Source organism: Nocardioides hungaricus (genome assembly GCF_054782915.1).
The window spans coordinates 200,546-216,488 of the sequence record NZ_BAAGRO010000033.1; the positions used below are offsets into that span (position 1 = coordinate 200,546).

At 69.3% G+C, this 15,943-nt stretch carries 18 protein-coding genes and 1 pseudogene; 14 read left to right on the forward strand and 5 right to left on the reverse strand.

Translation table 11 applies throughout. The features are described 5' to 3' along the window. Positions 1–32 precede the first annotated feature (32 nt). Entirely contained in the window at positions 33–629 is a 597-nt protein-coding gene (locus tag ACYVKX_RS14535; RefSeq protein ID WP_460833645.1) for a MaoC/PaaZ C-terminal domain-containing protein, read from the reverse strand. A gap of 120 nt (positions 630–749) precedes the next feature. Between ACYVKX_RS14535 and ACYVKX_RS14540 the strand changes: the two genes are divergently transcribed. After that, complete coding sequence (locus ACYVKX_RS14540) at positions 750–1,028, forward strand: hypothetical protein (RefSeq protein ID WP_460833647.1); 279 nt, start codon at positions 750–752, stop codon at positions 1,026–1,028. On the opposite strand, the gene ACYVKX_RS14545 is transcribed toward ACYVKX_RS14540, so the two are convergent. Further along, complete coding sequence (locus tag ACYVKX_RS14545; protein WP_460833649.1) at positions 997–2,157, reverse strand: acyl-CoA dehydrogenase family protein; 1,161 nt, start codon at positions 2,155–2,157, stop codon at positions 997–999. The genes ACYVKX_RS14540 and ACYVKX_RS14545 overlap by 32 nt on opposite strands. 118 nt (positions 2,158–2,275) lie before the next feature. On the opposite strand from ACYVKX_RS14545, the gene ACYVKX_RS14550 reads away from it, so the two are divergent. Next, positions 2,276–2,902: a GntR family transcriptional regulator gene (locus ACYVKX_RS14550; RefSeq protein ID WP_460833767.1), complete on the forward strand. Its 627-nt coding sequence runs from the start codon at positions 2,276–2,278 to the stop codon at positions 2,900–2,902. Between the two features lie 17 nt (positions 2,903–2,919). Here the strand turns inward: ACYVKX_RS14550 and ACYVKX_RS14555 are convergent, their stop codons facing one another. Next, the gene (locus ACYVKX_RS14555; RefSeq protein WP_460833772.1) at positions 2,920–3,177 is read right to left on the reverse strand and encodes a hypothetical protein; all 258 of its coding nucleotides are present in this window, start codon (positions 3,175–3,177) and stop codon (positions 2,920–2,922) included. 134 nt (positions 3,178–3,311) lie between these two features. Between ACYVKX_RS14555 and ACYVKX_RS14560 the strand changes: the two genes are divergently transcribed. Then, a complete protein-coding gene (locus ACYVKX_RS14560; protein WP_460833774.1) occupies positions 3,312–3,620 on the forward strand; it encodes a hypothetical protein in 309 nt (102 codons plus the stop codon). A gap of 60 nt (positions 3,621–3,680) precedes the next feature. Here the strand turns inward: ACYVKX_RS14560 and ACYVKX_RS14565 are convergent. Continuing rightward, positions 3,681–3,857, reverse strand: a pseudogene (locus tag ACYVKX_RS14565) (helix-turn-helix domain-containing protein); the annotation flags it as partial. Positions 3,858–4,059: 202 nt separating this feature from the next. On the opposite strand from ACYVKX_RS14565, the gene ACYVKX_RS14570 reads away from it, so the two are divergent. The 8 genes from ACYVKX_RS14570 (at position 4,060) to ACYVKX_RS14605 (ending at position 12,425) form a co-directional block, all read left to right on the forward strand. After that, positions 4,060–6,252 carry an acetate--CoA ligase family protein gene (locus ACYVKX_RS14570; protein WP_460833651.1) on the forward strand — a complete coding sequence of 731 codons (2,193 nt, stop codon included), beginning with the start codon at positions 4,060–4,062 and terminating at the stop codon, positions 6,250–6,252. Positions 6,253–6,254: 2 nt separating this feature from the next. After that, positions 6,255–7,067 (forward strand): enoyl-CoA hydratase/isomerase family protein, encoded by an 813-nt coding sequence (locus ACYVKX_RS14575; protein WP_460833653.1) that lies wholly within the window; start codon positions 6,255–6,257, stop codon positions 7,065–7,067. A gap of 54 nt (positions 7,068–7,121) precedes the next feature. Then, complete coding sequence (locus ACYVKX_RS14580; RefSeq protein ID WP_460833655.1) at positions 7,122–8,030, forward strand: ABC transporter substrate-binding protein; 909 nt, start codon at positions 7,122–7,124, stop codon at positions 8,028–8,030. Positions 8,031–8,032: 2 nt separating this feature from the next. After that, positions 8,033–8,965 carry an amino acid ABC transporter permease gene (locus ACYVKX_RS14585; RefSeq protein WP_460833657.1) on the forward strand — a complete coding sequence of 311 codons (933 nt, stop codon included), beginning with the start codon at positions 8,033–8,035 and terminating at the stop codon, positions 8,963–8,965. Between the two features lie 16 nt (positions 8,966–8,981). After that, a complete protein-coding gene (locus ACYVKX_RS14590; RefSeq protein WP_460833659.1) occupies positions 8,982–9,743 on the forward strand; it encodes an amino acid ABC transporter ATP-binding protein in 762 nt (253 codons plus the stop codon). Positions 9,744–9,833: 90 nt separating this feature from the next. Next, positions 9,834–10,622, forward strand: coding sequence for an enoyl-CoA hydratase/isomerase family protein (locus ACYVKX_RS14595; RefSeq protein ID WP_460833662.1), 789 nt, complete (start codon positions 9,834–9,836; stop codon positions 10,620–10,622). 4 nt (positions 10,623–10,626) lie between these two features. Beyond that, positions 10,627–11,016 (forward strand): EthD family reductase, encoded by a 390-nt coding sequence (locus tag ACYVKX_RS14600; RefSeq protein WP_460833665.1) that lies wholly within the window; start codon positions 10,627–10,629, stop codon positions 11,014–11,016. Next, positions 11,013–12,425 (forward strand): aldehyde dehydrogenase family protein, encoded by a 1,413-nt coding sequence (locus ACYVKX_RS14605; protein ID WP_460833667.1) that lies wholly within the window; start codon positions 11,013–11,015, stop codon positions 12,423–12,425. Before ACYVKX_RS14600 ends, ACYVKX_RS14605 begins: the two co-directional genes overlap by 4 nt. A gap of 18 nt (positions 12,426–12,443) precedes the next feature. Here ACYVKX_RS14605 and ACYVKX_RS14610 read toward each other — a convergent pair whose 3' ends face one another. After that, positions 12,444–12,920: an Lrp/AsnC family transcriptional regulator gene (locus ACYVKX_RS14610; protein WP_460833669.1), complete on the reverse strand. Its 477-nt coding sequence runs from the start codon at positions 12,918–12,920 to the stop codon at positions 12,444–12,446. A gap of 135 nt (positions 12,921–13,055) precedes the next feature. Between ACYVKX_RS14610 and ddaH the strand changes: the two genes are divergently transcribed. Genes ddaH through ctlX form a run of 3 tightly spaced genes read left to right on the forward strand, consistent with a single transcriptional unit; the run spans position 13,056 to position 15,930 of the window. After that, the gene (gene ddaH / locus ACYVKX_RS14615; protein WP_460833671.1) at positions 13,056–13,895 is read left to right on the forward strand and encodes a dimethylargininase; all 840 of its coding nucleotides are present in this window, start codon (positions 13,056–13,058) and stop codon (positions 13,893–13,895) included. Then, the gene (locus ACYVKX_RS14620; RefSeq protein ID WP_460833674.1) at positions 13,892–14,944 is read left to right on the forward strand and encodes an ornithine cyclodeaminase; all 1,053 of its coding nucleotides are present in this window, start codon (positions 13,892–13,894) and stop codon (positions 14,942–14,944) included. Before ddaH ends, ACYVKX_RS14620 begins: the two co-directional genes overlap by 4 nt. Next, entirely contained in the window at positions 14,941–15,930 is a 990-nt protein-coding gene (ctlX, locus tag ACYVKX_RS14625; protein ID WP_460833676.1) for a citrulline utilization hydrolase CtlX, read from the forward strand. The genes ACYVKX_RS14620 and ctlX overlap by 4 nt, the downstream gene beginning before the upstream one ends. Positions 15,931–15,943: the final 13 nt, after the last annotated feature.

A 15,943-nucleotide genomic window follows, 5' to 3' on the forward strand; every position in this document is an offset into this window, starting at 1 on the left:
CGTGCCGGACAAGGAGTGGTGCCCTCGTCGATTCACGAGTCAGGTCCCGCGTGTCGCGATCCGCGATCTGTGGCTACCCGATCGCATCGGGCCGAGCCCCGCAGGCACACGCGTCCGGCTGCGCGTCCCTCGATCGTGGCGCCCTCGGCTTCTGGTCTCACCTCGAAGGCGAGACGGTCATGCACGTGAACAGGCCCCGTGAGGCGGTACTCCCACGCGACGATATTTGCATCCAACGTCTGCTGCGCGGTCTCGGCCGCGAGGAGAGCGGTCAGCGGGCCGTGGACCAACAGGTCTCGGTGGCCCTCGGTCTGCCGTGCATAGTCGCGGTCGAAGTGAATCCGGTGGGCATTCTGCGACAGGAGGCTGAAGAGGAACAGGGTGCGCTCGTCCGTGGTCCAACTGCGGTCTTGGCCTGACCGCATCGTTGCCACGTCCGTGGTTCGCCGAGGCGAGGAGTCGAGAGGTCCTTCGCCTTCCGGGCCGGGGCGCGCCCGGTGATCGCTCGCCGAGGAGTACAGGAGGGTACGGCGCTCATGGAGCCGCAGCTCGTCGGCCACTCGCCACTGGTGTTCTTCTTCCAGCCTCAGCAACGGGCCCCGCCGCCCCTTCAGGAGGGTCGCGTCCACGACGTGGGAGGTACGCTCCGCCTCGTCCCCGACCCGGAGGGGTCCGTGGACCGTCAATCGGCTCCCGCCGAACATCCGGCGCCGATTCCGGATCGGCGGGATCAGCTCCGATGACCGCGAGTGGCCGTCGTCCCCGAGCCGACTCAGCAGAACGGGCTCACGGAGAAGCACCTCGTGCCACATCAGGGGCACTGGGTCGCGATCGCGCAAGGGGGGCAGGCCGAGGAGGTCGGCCAGCGCGTTGAGCGGTCCGGCTCCGACGACGCCGTTGAGCCTCGACAGCCCCGGCGACCAGCGGGACGCGACCTGGTCGAGCTCGAGGAGGTCTGCGTCGCCGACGTGCTCGGGGGCCGCCGCCTGCCGTCGGTCATCCACGGTCGGAGCCGGATCGAGCGATGAGCTGTGCGGCGATGACATTGCGTTGGATCTCGTTGGTGCCCTCGCCGACGATCATCAACGGCGCGTCTCGGTAGTACCTCTCGACGTCGTACTCCTTGGAATAGCCGTAGCCTCCGTGGACCCGCACGGCGTCGAGCGCAACCTGCGCAGCAACCTCGGAGGCGAAGAGCTTGGCCATGCCGGCCTCCATGTCACTGCGCTGACCCGTGTCGAACCTGTGGGCGGCGTCCAGGGTCAGGAGGCGGGCCGCTCGCACCTTGGTGGCCATGTCGGCCAGCAGCTGTCCTACCGCCTGATGCTTCCAGATCGGCTTGCCGAACGACTCGCGGCTCTGGCTGTAGGCGACGGCGTCATCGAGCGCCGCTTGGGCGACTCCTACCGCCCTCGATGCGACCTGGATCCTGCCGAGCTCGAGGCCGGCCATCATCTGCTGCCAGCCGAGCCCGGCCGTCGCCCCGAGCACCGCGTCGGAGGGCAGCGGGACCGCGTCGAAGGTCACCTCGCACGACTCCACGCCCCGGTAGCCGAGCTTCGGCAGCTTTCTGCCGATGAGGACTCCAGGGCCCGGCTCGACCAGCAGCACCGAGAACCCGCGATGGCGGGGCCGGATGGTGGGGTCGGTCTTGCACAGCGTTGCGAGCAGGGTGGCGTGCTGGGCGTTGGTGATCCAGGTCTTGGCGCCGGTGAGCGACCAGGTGCCGTCGGGTTGGGGACGGGCAACCGATCGCATGGCCTGGAGATCGCTGCCCCCGTCGGGCTCGGTCAGAGCCATCGCGGCCCGGGCTTCCCCCGTCGCCATGACCGGCAGCCAACGGGTCATCTGATCGGGTGTGCCGAACGTACTGATCATCTGGGAGATGACGCAGTGGCCGCCGGTCGCGCCGGCCAGGCTCATCCAGCCGCGCGCCAACTCCATGGTGATGGCTGCGAACGTCGGCGTGGCAAGCCCGATGCCGCCGAACTGCTCGGGGACGAGCATGCCAAAGAGGCCGAGCTCCTTCATCGACTCGATCAGCGGTTCGGGGTAGACGTCCTCGGCTTCGAAGTCGCGGACCCGAGGACGCACTTCGCTGTCGACGAAGTCGGCGGTCGCGCGGACGAGCTGCTGATCATCCTCACTCAGATACACGAAATGACCCTCTCATATACGATCGGCGGGATCGTACACTACGCCTGCGAGCGGTGGCGGGCGTGGTGGCGGAGAGGGGTGCGGATCGGTGGCTCACGGCGGGCGCGGTGAGGGGGTGGTGGCTCACGTGCGCGAGCTGATCGTGGCCGGGGAGGTCGGGCGGGGGGAGTACCTGCGCCTGGACCACCTGGCAGGCGGGCTCGGGGTGAGTGTCACACCGGTCCGAGAAGCGATGATGCAACTGCGAAGCGAAGGCCTCGTGGAGTGGCGGCCACGCCGTGGCTTCGTCGCCCGACCACCCTCCGCCGGCGAGATCTCCGACGTCTACGCCGTGCAGGCCTATGTGGCTGCCGAGCTCGCCCGTCGGGCGACACGGCGGCTGAGCGCCGTGGATGTCGACGCGCTCGAAGAGGTGCAGGAGGCCCTCGAAGCGGCGAACGAACGCAATGACCTGGACGAGCTCGAGCACCGCAATCACGACTTCCACCGGCGGCTCAACCTGGCCGCCGGGTCGCCACGGCTGGCGTGGGTGCTCCAGTCGCTGACCCATTTCGCGCCGCGGCGCTTCTTCGCTCGGATCGAGGGGTGGCCCGACGCGTCGGCGTCAGATCACCGCGCCGTGATCGCCGCGCTCCGGGCCGGCGACCCCGAGGGCACGGCCGACGCGATGGGCGCGCACATCCGCCGCGCGGGCGAGCTGCTGTCCGATCACGTCGAGCAGCGACAGGGTGGTGAGCGAGGCTGAGATGCCTCCTGGCCCGCTCAGTTCCCAGTGACCGGTGAGAGTGCAGGGAGCCGCTCCGCAAACAGGCGGGCCAGGGCCGCCTCCAGGGCGTCGACCTCGTCGCTACGCCTGTCGGGCCGGCGGATGAAGTAGATGCGCCGCGCGCCGAGTTCCTGCTGTGTCGAGAGGGCGACGACGTCGGCGTTGTCAGGGCGGTACAGCGAGGGGATGAGGGCGACGTTGTCCGCCGAGAGGAACGCGGCGACGATCGAGTAGTCGTCGTCTCGAAGAGCCACGCGCGCCGTGAGCCGCTCCGGTCGGCCAGGTCGGCCAGCGCCAGGTTGTCGGCCTCGTCGAGCGCGACTCGACCGATCCACCCGTCGCGACGAAGCAGCCGGATGTCGATCGGGGGCTCCCAGCTTGTCGCGGGATGCTCTCGGTGCACGTAGAGGCGATACGGGTCGAGGGCGAGCAGGTGGGTGAGCAGGCGAGTCTCGCTACCTCCCGGACGCCGCCGCTCCAAGTCCTCGAACGCGTAGACCAGCGCACAGTCTGCGGCGCCGGTGAGGACGTTGTGGAGATGCTCGCTGAGCGAGCCGTGGAGAAGCTCGATCTGTGCGACCAGGGTCCCGTCGTGCCGGGCCTCCCTGATCGCCGCGCTGAGAACTGTCGACCCGGCGGTCTGGAACGTCCCGATCCGAAGCACCCCGGAGGTGCCCATCGCGCGGGCGAGTTGTGAGCCCTCCTCGAGAAGGTCGAGCGCCCGGACGGCGTAGCCGAGGAAGGCCTCACCTTCGGGGGTGAGGATGGTGCCGCGCGGGTGCCGGTCGACCAGCCTCACCCGAAGATGACGCTCGAGGGCGTTCAGGTGGTGGGTGATCGTCGGCTGGCCGAAGCGTAGTGCGCGTGCGGCGGCCGCCATCGACCCGGTTTCAGAGATGGCCCGGAGAACGAACAGCTGGCGGACGTCCAACATCCATACAGCATATGGCGCAAGGCGAGGAATCGAGGTACTTCTGATTCCTGACCGGGCCAGCCACGCTACGACGAGATCAAGCGACCGCACGACCGGACCGCGGCCTCGGCGCCGCTCGGGCCTTCCGATGGGCTGACCCCTCCTGCCGGGAGCTGTCAGCCCGCCCGTCCACGTGCGCCGCCTCCCCTCGAATGGTTAGGACATGATGGCTGACACGGTGACCGCAGCAGACCTCTCGACCACGCGCGCCCCCACCTGGCGCGAGGCGGTGCTGAGGGGACGATCCGTCGCGTTCATCGGCGCCACGGCTGACGAGTCGAAGCCGGGGTTCGCCATGTTCCGGGCACTCCTGGGCGGGTTGGTGCCGGGAGCGGTCTACGGGATCAACCCCAAGCTCCCCACCATTCTCGGCGAGCAGACCTACGCATCGGTCCTCGACCTGCCCGAGCCGCCCGACCTGGCCTTCATCGCCACGGCCGCCGAGGCGGTGCCCGACATCGTGCGCGAGCTGGGGCGGGCAGGGATACCGGTGGCCGTCGTCCACACCTCTGGCTTCGCGGAGGTGGGCGCCACCGGCGACGTCCTGCAGCAGGAGCTGGTCCGGGCCGCGGCCGAGAGCGGTGTCCGTGTCATCGGCCCGAACTCGCTGGGCATCTTCCGATCGGCCACGAGTCTCAACCTGCTCAGCGAGACCGAGGACGTGCCGACTGGGGGCGTCGGCCTCGTGAGCCAGAGCGGATCCGTGGTGCAGATCATGGTCGACAGCGCGCGCCGAGTCGGGATGGGCTTCTCCTCCATCATCGCCTTGGAGAACCAGATCGATGTCAGCGTCGATGAGTGCCTGGATCTGTTGGCGGCGGACGAGGAGACCGAGGTCATCGCCGTCTACGTCGAGGGGCTGCGCGAGGGGGCCGGTCCCCGGACTCTCGCCGCGCTGCGGCGCGCCGTCGCCCGCAAGCCGGTCGTCGTGCTGAAGGGCGCGACGACCGAGCACGGTCTCCGGGCCGCCGCGTCGCACACCGCGGCGATCGCGTCCCCCAGCGCTGCGTTCCTCGCCATGGTGCGCCAGGCGGGCGCGGTGCTGGCCGAGAGCATGGACGAGCTGATGCCCATCGCCGAGACCCTGGCGAAGTGTCCGCCGATGAACGGCAAGCGGGTGGCCGCCGTGGGGTCCGGTGGCGGACTGGCGATCCTCGGTGTCGACGAGCTGGCTAGAGCCGGCCTCGAGGCACCGGCGTTCACCGAGGCGACCCGGGCGGCGGTCGCGGCCGCGCAGCCGTTGGCCTTCGCCGGCAGCGGGAACCCAGTCGACATGGCAGGTGGGTACCTCGAGGACTACCGGCTCTTCTCTCGGATGAACGAGCTGATCGTCGAGCACGAAGCCGACATCCACGGCATCCTCGGCTTCGCGTTCCACGGCAGCGAGGCGGAGGCGGACTGGACGGATCCCGACGGTCGCCGGCCCGAGGACGCGAGCCGGGAGATCGTCGCCTTCGTCAAGCGCAGTGGCGTCCCCGTCGTGTTCTGCAGTCCGTGGGCGGACGAGGATACGGCGGCGATCAGGGCCCTGCGCGAGGGCGGCGTTCCCTGCTTCGCCTCTCTGCGCATTGCCGCCGCGTGCCTGCGCGCCCTCCAGGACGCGACCCGGGGACGCGCTCGCGCCGCCCGCGACCACGACGACTACCCTGCCGATCCGGGTCCTGCTCCTGCGCCCGCGAACCTGCCCCTGGGGTTGGTCCCCGAACCGACTGCCCTCGCCTTCCTCCGTGACAGCGGCATCGCGGTGCCCCGCCACGAGTTCGTCGAGGATCCGACCGATCCCGACGAGCTCCGCCGTGCAAGCCAACGGATCGGCTTCCCTCAGGTCCTCAAGATCGTGGCCGAAGGCGTGGCGCACAAGTCCGACATCGGCGGTGTGGCGGTCGCCATCGCGAACGCGGACGAGGCCGTTGCGGCGGCACGGCGCATGCTGGCCTCCCTCCCCAACGCAGCACCCGGGAGCAGGCTGCTCGGCGTGCTGGTCGTCGAGCAGCTCGCCGGCCACCTCGAGCTCCGAGTGGGGTTCTTCCGCGACCCGGCGCTCGGCCCCGTCGCGGATCTGGGCGCGGGCGGCACGCTGACCGAGCTGTTCGAGGACCACCAGTCGATGCTGGCCCCACTCACCTACGAGGAGGCGCTCGAGATGCTCGCCAAGCTGCGCCTCTCCGCGCTCTTCGCCGGCTACCGGGGTCGATCCCCGGCCGATGTGCGGCCGATTGCCGCGCTCGTGGCACGGCTGAGCCAGCTCTTCGCCGCACACCCCGAGCTCGGCGAGCTCGAGGTCAACCCACTCATCATCGGCGACGCGGCTCCCGCCGTCGCCGACGTCAAGCTCACCACCACCAAGGAGTCCTGACCATGGCGGATATCGAGACCACGATCGAGGGCCCGATCGCGACCATCCTGCTGAACCGGCCGGAGAAGCTGAACGCGCTCACCGATGAGATGTACGCGGAGGTCGCCGAGGCGGTCCGGCGCTTCGACGACGACCGCAGCTGCCGAGTGATCGTGCTACGGGGGGCGGGACGCGCCTTCTGCGCGGGATTCGACCTCACCGTCGAGATGGAGGGGAGCTCGTCGGCGGATGCTCGCCGGCGCGAGCTCGACCTGGCCAACAGGGTCCGCTGGGCGATCTGGAACTCCACCACCCCCGTGCTCGCCGCGGTCCACGGCTACTGCCTCGCCGGAGGGTTCGAGATGACCCTGCCCGCGGACTTCACCATCGCGAGCGACCAAGCGGTGTTCGGCGAGCCCGAGTCGTTGTTCGGGGCGGCGCCGTCGTTCCTGCAGGTGCCGTGGCTCACCAGCCACAAGATCGCCAAGGACGTGCTGGTCCTGGGGCAGCACATCTCGGCCCAGCGCGCCTTCGAGATCGGCTTCGTCAGCACCTTGGTCCCCGACGCGGAGTTCGACGAGAGGGTCGCGGCGTACGCCGAGGCGGTGGCGCGGATCGCGCCGCGCGCAGTCGCCGCCATCAAGACCGGCGTCAACCGGACCTACGAGATCGCCGGCATGCGCGTGGCCCTCGAGGCGTGGACCGACCACGCCGCCTTGCTCCACGACGTCGACGACGAGCACGTCAACTCGTTCGCCGAGAGTGTCCGCGCGGGCAATGTCTCGGAAGCGATCAAGACCAGGAACCAGATCCACGGCGACGCTGGCCGCCCCTGACCCCCGGCTACGCACTGCGACACCCAAGCAAACACACACAAGGAGGCTCCACCCATGAAGACCGCATCACGACAGCGCACCGTCCGGTGCCTCGGTGTCCTCATCACAGCGGCGGCGCTCGCCACCGTCTCGGCCTGTGGCTCGAGCGGCGACAAGGACGTCAAGCCGACGTCCGAGGGGAGCAGCAAGGTTCGGGCGCTCCTTCCGGAGGAGATCAAGTCGAAGGGCGTGCTTGTCGTCGCCACCGATCCGACGTACCCGCCCTTCTCTTCCACCAAGGACGACGGGTCCTTCGAGGGTTTCGACGTGGATGTCGCGAACATGCTCGCCGACAAGATGGGCCTGCGGCTCGATCTCAAGGGTCCCACGTTCGACTCGATCATCCCCGGCCTGGTCGCCGGCCGCTACGACCTCGGGATCGCCGCCCTGGGAGACAACGAGGAGCGGCGGCAGACCCTCGACTTCGTGGACTACTTCAGCACCGGTGTGCAGGGTGTCACGCTGAGCGAGAACGCGGACAAGTACGCCACCCTCGAATCGGTCTGCGGGACGACGGTGGCGATGCAGGGCGGGTCGCAGCAGGTCGAGGACCTCAAGACCTACGTCGACCCCAAGTGCGCGGCGGCCGGCCAGCCGGCCCCGGAGCAGATCATCTTCAAGAGCCAGAGTCAGGCGAACCTGGCGCTCCAGGACGGGCGCGCGGACCTGACCTATCTCGGCGTGCCCTCGGCCTCTCTGCTCGTGGAGGGGACTGACGGCATGTTCGCACTCGCCGGAGACACCCTGCGCCCGGTCTACGGTGGTATCGCGATGCTGAAGGGCAGCCCGCTGGTCAAGGCGGTCCGCGAGGCGATGATCGAGGCGAAGGCCGACGGCACCTACGAGGAGGCGCTGAAGCGTTGGAAGCTCGACCCGGCCAAGGTCGGCGTCAGCGACTTCCTCGTCAACGGCAACGAGCTGTGACCATGAGGCCGGCGGGCCACTCCAGTCGGGCCGATGCATTCCCGACGGTGGTCAAGCTGCGCCGACCGGGGCGCACGGCCGCGCAGGTCGCCACAGTGCTCGCCGCGGCGGTGGTGGTGTGGAACTTGGTGGGCAACGACCGCTTCAACTGGCCGCTGGTCTGGCACTACTTCACCAGCGAGCGGATCTTGAACTCGCTGCTGGTGACCCTGGGCCTGACCGCCGTCTCCATGGTCGCGGGAGCGGTCCTGGGCGTGGTGCTCGCGATCATGCGGAACTCGCCGGCGCGGCTGGTCTCGGGGCTCGCGAGCGGCTACGTCTGGTTCTTCCGCGGTACGCCGCTGCTGGTGCAGCTGATCTTCTGGTTCAACATCTCCGCGCTCTACCCGGAGATCGGGCTCGGCGTTCCCTTCGGAGGTCCCAAGTTCCTCACCCTGGACGCGAACTCGTTCGTGACGCCGCTGTTGGCGGCCGTGGTCGGGCTGAGCCTCAACGAGGCGGCGTACATGGCGGAGATCGTCCGCGGCGGGATCCTGGCGGTCGACGCCGGGCAGGCGGACGCGGCGACCGCGCTGGGCATGTCTCGCCTGGAGACGATGCGCCACGTGATCTTGCCGCAGGCCATGCGCGTGATCATCCCGCCGACGGGCAACGAGCTGATCAACATGCTGAAGTCCACGTCGCTGGTGAGCGTGGTCGCGGTCTCGGACCTGATGTACACGGCTCAACTGATCTACACCTCGAACTACCAGACCATCCCGCTGCTCGTGGTCGCCAGCCTGTGGTACCTGGTCATCACCTCGGTGCTCTCAGTTGGTCAGTTCTACCTGGAGCGACACTTCTCGCGCAGTGTGGCCAGCTCCAACGCGCGGGTCGCCCCACCCAGGGCGCCGACGCAGGATTCCGACGACCAGATCGCTACAACCCACAACTAGTCAGTGAGGACTGTCGATGAGTGCAATGGTCGAAGCGCGCGGAGTAGTCAAGGAGTTCGGCTCCACGCCGGTGCTGCGAGGGGTTGACCTGGAGGTGGGCCGTGGCGACACCACCGCCATCATCGGCCCGTCGGGGTCGGGGAAGAGCACCTTCCTGCGCTGTGTGAACCATCTGGAGACGATCGACGCCGGGACGCTGAAGATCGAGGGTGAGTTCCTCGGATACCGAAAGGCCGGGAACACTCTCCACGAGATGCGCCCGCGCGAGGTGTGTCGGCAGCGCGCCGAGATCGGCATGGTCTTCCAGCGGTTCAACCTCTTCGCGAACATGACCGCGCTGGACAACGTGGCCCGCCCGCAGATGATCGTGCACCGACGAAAGCGGGACGAGGCGGAGCACCGGGCGAGCGAGTTCCTGGAGCGTGTCGGACTCGGCGGCAAGGAGCGCCACTACCCCTCCCAGCTGTCCGGCGGCCAGCAGCAGCGAGTCGCCATCGCGCGTGCCCTCGCGATGGACCCGAAAGTCCTGCTCTTCGATGAGCCCACCTCAGCCCTGGACCCGGAGCTGGTAGGTGAGGTCCTGAACGTCATGCGAGAGCTGGCGACGACCGGCTACACCTCGATCGTGGTGACCCACGAGATCGGGTTCGCGCGCGAGGCCTGCGACACGGTCGTGTTCATGGACGACGGCGTCGTCGTCGAGTCCGGCCCCCCGGACCAGGTCCTCGTCGACCCTCGACACGACCGCACCCGCATGTTCCTGTCTCGGCTGCTCTGAACCGACTGAGTACGTACTGAGGTCCGCGACCGGGGACCATTCCGCGCTTTTCACGGCCCGTTGCACGGCCGTTACGACCAGGAGACGAGGATGCCGATCCGCTTCGAAGTCGACCGGGTCGATCCCGCAGTGGCGGTGATCACCATCGATCGACCCGAGTCCATGAACGCGCTCGACCCGGAGCACAACGCCGCCCTCGCGGCAGCCGTGGGCCGGTTCGAGTCCGACCCCGCCCTGCGCTGTGCGGTGCTCACCGGTGCGGGAAGCGTCGCCTTCAGCGCCGGAGCGGATCTGCGCACGCTGTTGCCGGTGTTCTGTGAAGCAGTTCGATCCGGTGCGGAGCCGCCCTGGGTCATGGGCGGATTGACCGACCACGACCCCGACCGCAAACCGATCATCGCCGCCGTCAACGGTCACGCCCTGGCCGGCGGGATGGAGCTGGCGTTGGCCTGCGACATCCGGATCGCCTCGTCCAACGCCACCTTCGGTCTGGCTGAGACCAAGTGGGCCATCATCCCCGGAGCGGGAGGGACGCAACGACTGCCGCGCGCCGTGCCTTTGGGGCCGGCGCTGGAGATGATCCTGACGGGCGAGCCGATCGACGCGGATCAAGCAGCTGCATGGGGCCTGGTCAACCGGGTCGTACCCGCGAACCGGCTCCTCGAGGTCTCCCGTGCCGTCGCCTCCTCCGTCGCCGCCCGGGGACCACTCGCAGTCCGCGCAGCGCGCGCCGCCGTCGTGGCTGGCCTTGGGACCGACCTGTCGGTGGGACTCGAACAGGAGTACGCCCGCTTCCTCGAGGTCGTGCGCAGCGAGGACGCGGCCGAGGGAACTGCGGCATTCGCCCAGAAGCGACGGCCCGTCTACCGAGGAAGGTGATCGCATGACACACGGAGCCGCGCCCGAGCAGGTGGTACGACTCCTGGTGCTCTGGACGCACCCTGAGGACAAGCACGCGTTCGAGCAGGACTACCGCACCAGGCACCTGCCGCACGCTCGGGCAATCCCGGGTCTCGTCTGGTTGCGAGCGTCCACGTCGTCTTCGCCGACTTATGGTCGGCTCGCCGAGCTCGCCTTCACAGACCGAGCCTCGCTGCGGTCCGGCCTGGAGTCAGCGGAGGGTCAGCGGGTGGCCCAGGACGCCAAGCGTCTGGCCCAGGAGCACGGTGTTCAGTCCGTGAGCATCGTGGTGGAGGATGCGCAGAAGGTCTACGAGGGCGCGTGGAGCGATGGCAGCGATCTGCTCGCCACTCGAGGAGGAGCAGAGTCGTGAGGCAACTGTCCAACTACATCGCCGGAGTCCGGGAGCCTGGCCCGGGGAGGTGGCTCGACGTCGAGAACCCCGCGACGGAGGAGGTCATCGGCCGGGTCCCGGACTCGTCGTCCGCGGACGCGGACCGCGCGGTCGAGGCGGCCCGTGCCGCAGGTGAAGGGTTCGGCGGCACATCACCCGCGGATCGATCCCGCCTGCTCGAGCGTCTGGCGGACGGACTCCAGCGGCGGCAGGACGAGATCGCCGATGCGATCACCCGAGACGTCGGCACTCCGCTCCGCATCGCCACGAGGATCCAGGCGGCCCTTCCCGTGACCGTCACCCGCAGCTACGCGGCGCTGGCGGCTGAGTACCCGATGGAGGAACGGATCGGGAACTCGTTGGTGGTCCGCGAGCCGGTCGGCGTGACCGTCGCCATCACTCCGTGGAACTACCCCCTGCACCAGATCATGTGCAAGGTGGCGCCGGCCGTCGCGGCCGGTGCGACCACGGTGCTCAAGCCGAGCGAGGTCGCGCCGCTCGTGGTCGAACTCCTGCTGGACGTGCTCGAGGAGGCCGACATGCCGAGGGGGGTGGTGAACGTCGTCCACGGCTCGGGGCCCGAGGTAGGGGAGGCTCTGGTCACCCATCCGGGGGTCGACATGGTCTCCTTCACCGGTTCGGGGCGGGCGGGCACACACGTCGCGGAGCTCGCGGCCCGTTCGGTCAAACGTGTGACGCTGGAGCTCGGGGGCAAGTCGGCCCATGTGATCCTTCCCGACGCGGAACTGGCCTCCGCAGTGAAGGTGGGCGTGGCGAACGCCTTCCTCAACGGCGGTCAGACATGCACGGCGTGGACTCGCCTGCTCGTGCCGGTCGAGCGCCACGAGGAGGCGCTCGACCTGGCCCGGCAGGCCGCCGAGGGGTTCACCGCCGGCGATCCCGCCAACCCCGACACCCGACTGGGACCGATGGTCTCCGCGGCCCAGGCCGAACGAGTCCGCGGGGCGATCAGGTCCGCCGTGGCCGATGGCGCCCGCTTGGTGACCGGCGGGGTCGAGCTCCCCGACGGCGTCGAACGGGGCCACTTCGTGCGACCCACGGTCTTCGGCGATGTCGACCCGGACTCGGCGCTCGCGCAGGAGGAGGTGTTCGGACCCGTGTTGGCGGTGATTCCGTACCGGGACGAGGATCACGCGCTGGCCATCGCCAACAACTCTCGCTACGGCCTGCACGGCTCGGTGTGGTCCGCCGATGTCGACCGGGCGACGGCGTTCGCGCGCCGGGTCCGGACCGGGAGCATCGACGTGAACGGCGCCGCCTACAACCCGATGGCCCCGTTCGGCGGCTACAAGCAGTCGGGCCTCGGCCGGGAGCTGGGTCGGTACGGCCTCGAGGAGTACCTGGAGACGAAGTCGATCCAGCTGTGAGCACCGCGGCGCCGTCGATCAGCCATCGAGCGCACCCGGGCTCAGCGCTTCGCCGGCGCGGGCTCTCGGCCGCTCCAGCAGCCGCGACATGGCGATGACGGTGCGTGTCCTCTCGACCTGCTTGATCCCGCGCATCCGTTCCACGGTCCGCTCGACCTCGCGGATCCCCGACGCGAGGATGTGCACCAGGGCGTCGGCGTCTCCGGTGATGGTCCAGGCCCCGACAACCTCGGGTATCGCGCTGAGGTCGCGGGTCAGCTGGGCCGGGGAGACGTTGCCGCGGTAGGAGAGCTCGACGTAGGCCTCGGTGTCCCAGCCGAGCGCGGCATGGTCGACCATCGCGGTGAACCCGGTGATGTCGCCGCCGGTGCGCATCCGGTCGACGCGGCGCTTCACCGCTGGCGCGGAGAGGCCGACGGTCGTCCCGATCGCGTGGAAGGTGGCCCGGCCGTCTGCCAGCAGGAGCGCGAGGATGCGCCGGTCGATGTCGTCCATGTGGCTCTATTCGTTGCGCGCGACTGTCATTCGCGCACGAAAGTAACAGAAATTTGCAACATGTGGAGATTGGTTGCGCAACAACCGCCGATCTAGCGTGTTGCCGTCACCGATCGGAAGGATCTTGGAGCCCTCATGACGTCCACCGTCACCCAGCCGACGTCGATCGACCGTACGCCGTCGACACGACACCTGTTGATGTGCCCACCCGATCATTTCGCCGTGCGCTACTCCATCAACCCGTGGATGGATGTCGACGCGCCCGTCGACCGCGATCGGGCCCAGCGCCAGTGGGCCGACCTGCGCGACATCTACCTCCGACTGGGGCACCGCGTGGAGGTCATGGAGCCGACGCCGGGGCTGCCGGACATGGTCTTCTCCGCGAACGCCGGCGTGGTGCACCGCGGCCGCGCCCTGGTCTCGAACTTCGCCCACGCCGAGCGCCAGCCCGAGAGCGAGGGATTCCTGCGCTGGTTCCGGGACGCCGGCTACTCGCCCGCCAAGATCGCGACCACTCAGCACGAGGGCGAGGGCGATGTGCTCACCATCGGCGGCCTGATGCTGGCCGGCGCGGGACCTCGCACCTCCAAGTCGGCGCACGAGGAGCTACGCGACTTCTTCGACGTACCGATCGTCGCACTCGAGCTCATCGACCCGCGCTTCTACCACCTCGACACCGCCATGACGGTCCTGGACGAGCGCACGGTCGCCTACTACCCGGGCGCGTTCTCGGCCGCGAGCAACGCACTGATCGAGCAGCTGTTCCCCGGCGCCATCCGCGCGACCGAGGAGGACGCCTGCGGGTTCGGCCTCAACGCGATGTCAGACGGCTACCACGTCGTGCTCTCCGACCGGGCCCCGGAGCTCCACGAGCAGCTGCGGGCCCACGGCTTCGACCCGATCGGGGTCGACATGAGCGAGTTGATCAAGGCCGGTGGCAGCGCGAAGTGCTGCACCCTGGAGCTGCGCCCGTGAGCGTCCTCTACGTCGACGTACCGCACCTGGCCGCATGGGTCGCCGACCGAGGAGCCGAGCGGATCGTCCGGGAGATGACCGACGCCGTCGAGCGTGAGTTCGGACGCTGGCCGCTCTTCGAGAAGACCGCCCGGGTGGCCAGCCACTCCACCGACGGGGTCGTCGAGCTGATGCCCGTGAGTGACGGCGCGACGTATGCGTTCAAGTACGTCAACGGCCACCCCAGGAACCCCGACCGCGGGTTCCAGACCGTCACTGCCCTCGGCGTTCTGGCAGACGTCAGCAACGGCTACCCGACCCTGGTAGCCGAGATGACGATCCTCACCGCACTGCGCACGGCGGCCACCTCCGCCATGGCTGCGCGTGCTCTTGCCCGCCCCGACTCCTCCGTGATGGCGATGATCGGGTGCGGCTCCCAGGCCGAGTTCCAGGCGCTCGGCTTCCGTGCAGCGCTCGGCATCGAGCGGCTGCGCGTCTGGGACGTCGACGCGGCTGCGATGGACAAGCTGGAGGCGAACGCTCGACGACTCGGCTTCACCGTCCACCGCGCCACCAGCGCGGCGGACGCCTGTGTCGGTGCGGACGTGATCACGACCTGCACCGCGGACAAGGCGAACGCCGTGGTCCTCCAGGACTCCGACGTCCGACCGGGCGTGCACATCAACGCGATCGGTGGCGACTGCCCGGGCAAGACCGAGCTGGACCCCAGCATCCTCACTCGGGCCGACGTGTTCGTGGAGTACACACCGCAGACCCGCGTCGAGGGCGAGATCCAGAACCAGGCGCCCGACTTCGAGGTCACCGAGCTGTGGCAGGTCATCACCGGTGACCGGCCCGGGCGTCGGTGCCGCGAGGCGGTGACGGTGTTCGACTCCGTGGGCTTCGCGGTGGAGGACTTCGCGGCCCTCCGCTACCTCGCCGACGCCGTCCGCGGGACGCCGTACGTCGAGTCGGCGGACCTGATCGCCGACCCCGCTGACCCCAAGGATCTGTTCGCGCTCGTCGCGCGCGCTCCCGTGGCCGCCTCCTGCCCGCCAGGTCGCTCATGAACACGCAAGCACCCCGGGACGTCGTGATGGTGCGGCCGACCCGGTTCGTGCCGAACCCCGCGACCATCGCGGACAACCTCTTCCAGCCCCGCGAGGCGATCGCGCCCACCCCCGAGATCGCGCAGCGGGCGTACGACGAGGTGGCGCGGATGGCCACCCAGCTCGAGTCGGCCGGAGTCACCGTCCACCTCTTCGACGACCTCGACGGGGACCGGCCCGACAGTGTCTTCCCCAACAACTGGTTCTCCACCCATCCCGACGGGCGGGTGGCCCTGTACCCGATGTACTCGCCCACCCGTCGGTCCGAGCGACGGCCGGACATCCTCGCCTCGCTGCGCAGCAGGTTCAGGGTCAACGCCGTCTACGACTACTCCGTGCTCGAGGACGACGACCTGTTCCTCGAGGGCACCGGCTCGATGGTCCTCGATCACCTGCACCGCATCGCCTACATCGCCCGGTCGTTCCGCTCGCACGACCGGGCCGTCGAGATGGTGTGCCGTGACCTCGGCTACCGCCCGGTCCTGTTCTCCACCCAGGACGTGCGCGGGGAGCCGATCTACCACACCAACGTGATGATGTCCGTCGGCACCGAGGTGGCGACGGTCGCGGTCGACTCCATCGGCGACCCCGTCGAGCGCGCCACCGTGCTCTCCTCGCTGGCCGAGAGCGGCCGCGAGGTCGTGGCGCTGGACCGGACCCAGCTCGACGAGTTCGCAGGCAACACCATCGAGCTCACCGGCGACGAGGGGCGGCTGCTCGTGATCTCGTCGCGAGCGGCCGCCGCCCTGACGGCGGACCAGCAGCGACGCCTCGAGCGGTACGTGACGCTGATGCCCATCGACGTCCCCACCGTCGAGCTCGCCGGGGGATCGGTCCGCTGCATGATCGCCACCATCCACCTACCCGCCCGGGTCCCGCCGGTGGCCGAGGCGCAGGCCGGGCTTCTCCGTGCGGAGCTCCCTGCGGCGGAGGGCGCGCCGTGCTGAGCGGCGTGCTGAA

What these genes read in the sequence shown, in the direction of transcription:
- ACYVKX_RS14600 (WP_460833665.1), top strand. Translation starts at nt 10,627, where the DNA reads ATGACACACGGAGCCGCGCCCGAGCAGGTGGTACGACTCCTGGTGCTC.
- ACYVKX_RS14570 (WP_460833651.1), top strand. Translation starts at nt 4,060, where the DNA reads ATGATGGCTGACACGGTGACCGCAGCAGACCTCTCGACCACGCGCGCC.
- ddaH (WP_460833671.1), top strand. Translation starts at nt 13,056, where the DNA reads ATGACGTCCACCGTCACCCAGCCGACGTCGATCGACCGTACGCCGTCG.
- ACYVKX_RS14580 (WP_460833655.1), top strand. Translation starts at nt 7,122, where the DNA reads ATGAAGACCGCATCACGACAGCGCACCGTCCGGTGCCTCGGTGTCCTC.
- ACYVKX_RS14595 (WP_460833662.1), top strand. Translation starts at nt 9,834, where the DNA reads ATGCCGATCCGCTTCGAAGTCGACCGGGTCGATCCCGCAGTGGCGGTG.
- ACYVKX_RS14560 (WP_460833774.1), top strand. Translation starts at nt 3,312, where the DNA reads ATGCTCTCGGTGCACGTAGAGGCGATACGGGTCGAGGGCGAGCAGGTG.
- ACYVKX_RS14610 (WP_460833669.1), bottom strand. Translation starts at nt 12,920, where the DNA reads ATGGACGACATCGACCGGCGCATCCTCGCGCTCCTGCTGGCAGACGGC.
- ctlX (WP_460833676.1), top strand. Translation starts at nt 14,941, where the DNA reads ATGAACACGCAAGCACCCCGGGACGTCGTGATGGTGCGGCCGACCCGG.
- ACYVKX_RS14585 (WP_460833657.1), top strand. Translation starts at nt 8,033, where the DNA reads ATGAGGCCGGCGGGCCACTCCAGTCGGGCCGATGCATTCCCGACGGTG.
- ACYVKX_RS14575 (WP_460833653.1), top strand. Translation starts at nt 6,255, where the DNA reads ATGGCGGATATCGAGACCACGATCGAGGGCCCGATCGCGACCATCCTG.
- ACYVKX_RS14590 (WP_460833659.1), top strand. Translation starts at nt 8,982, where the DNA reads ATGAGTGCAATGGTCGAAGCGCGCGGAGTAGTCAAGGAGTTCGGCTCC.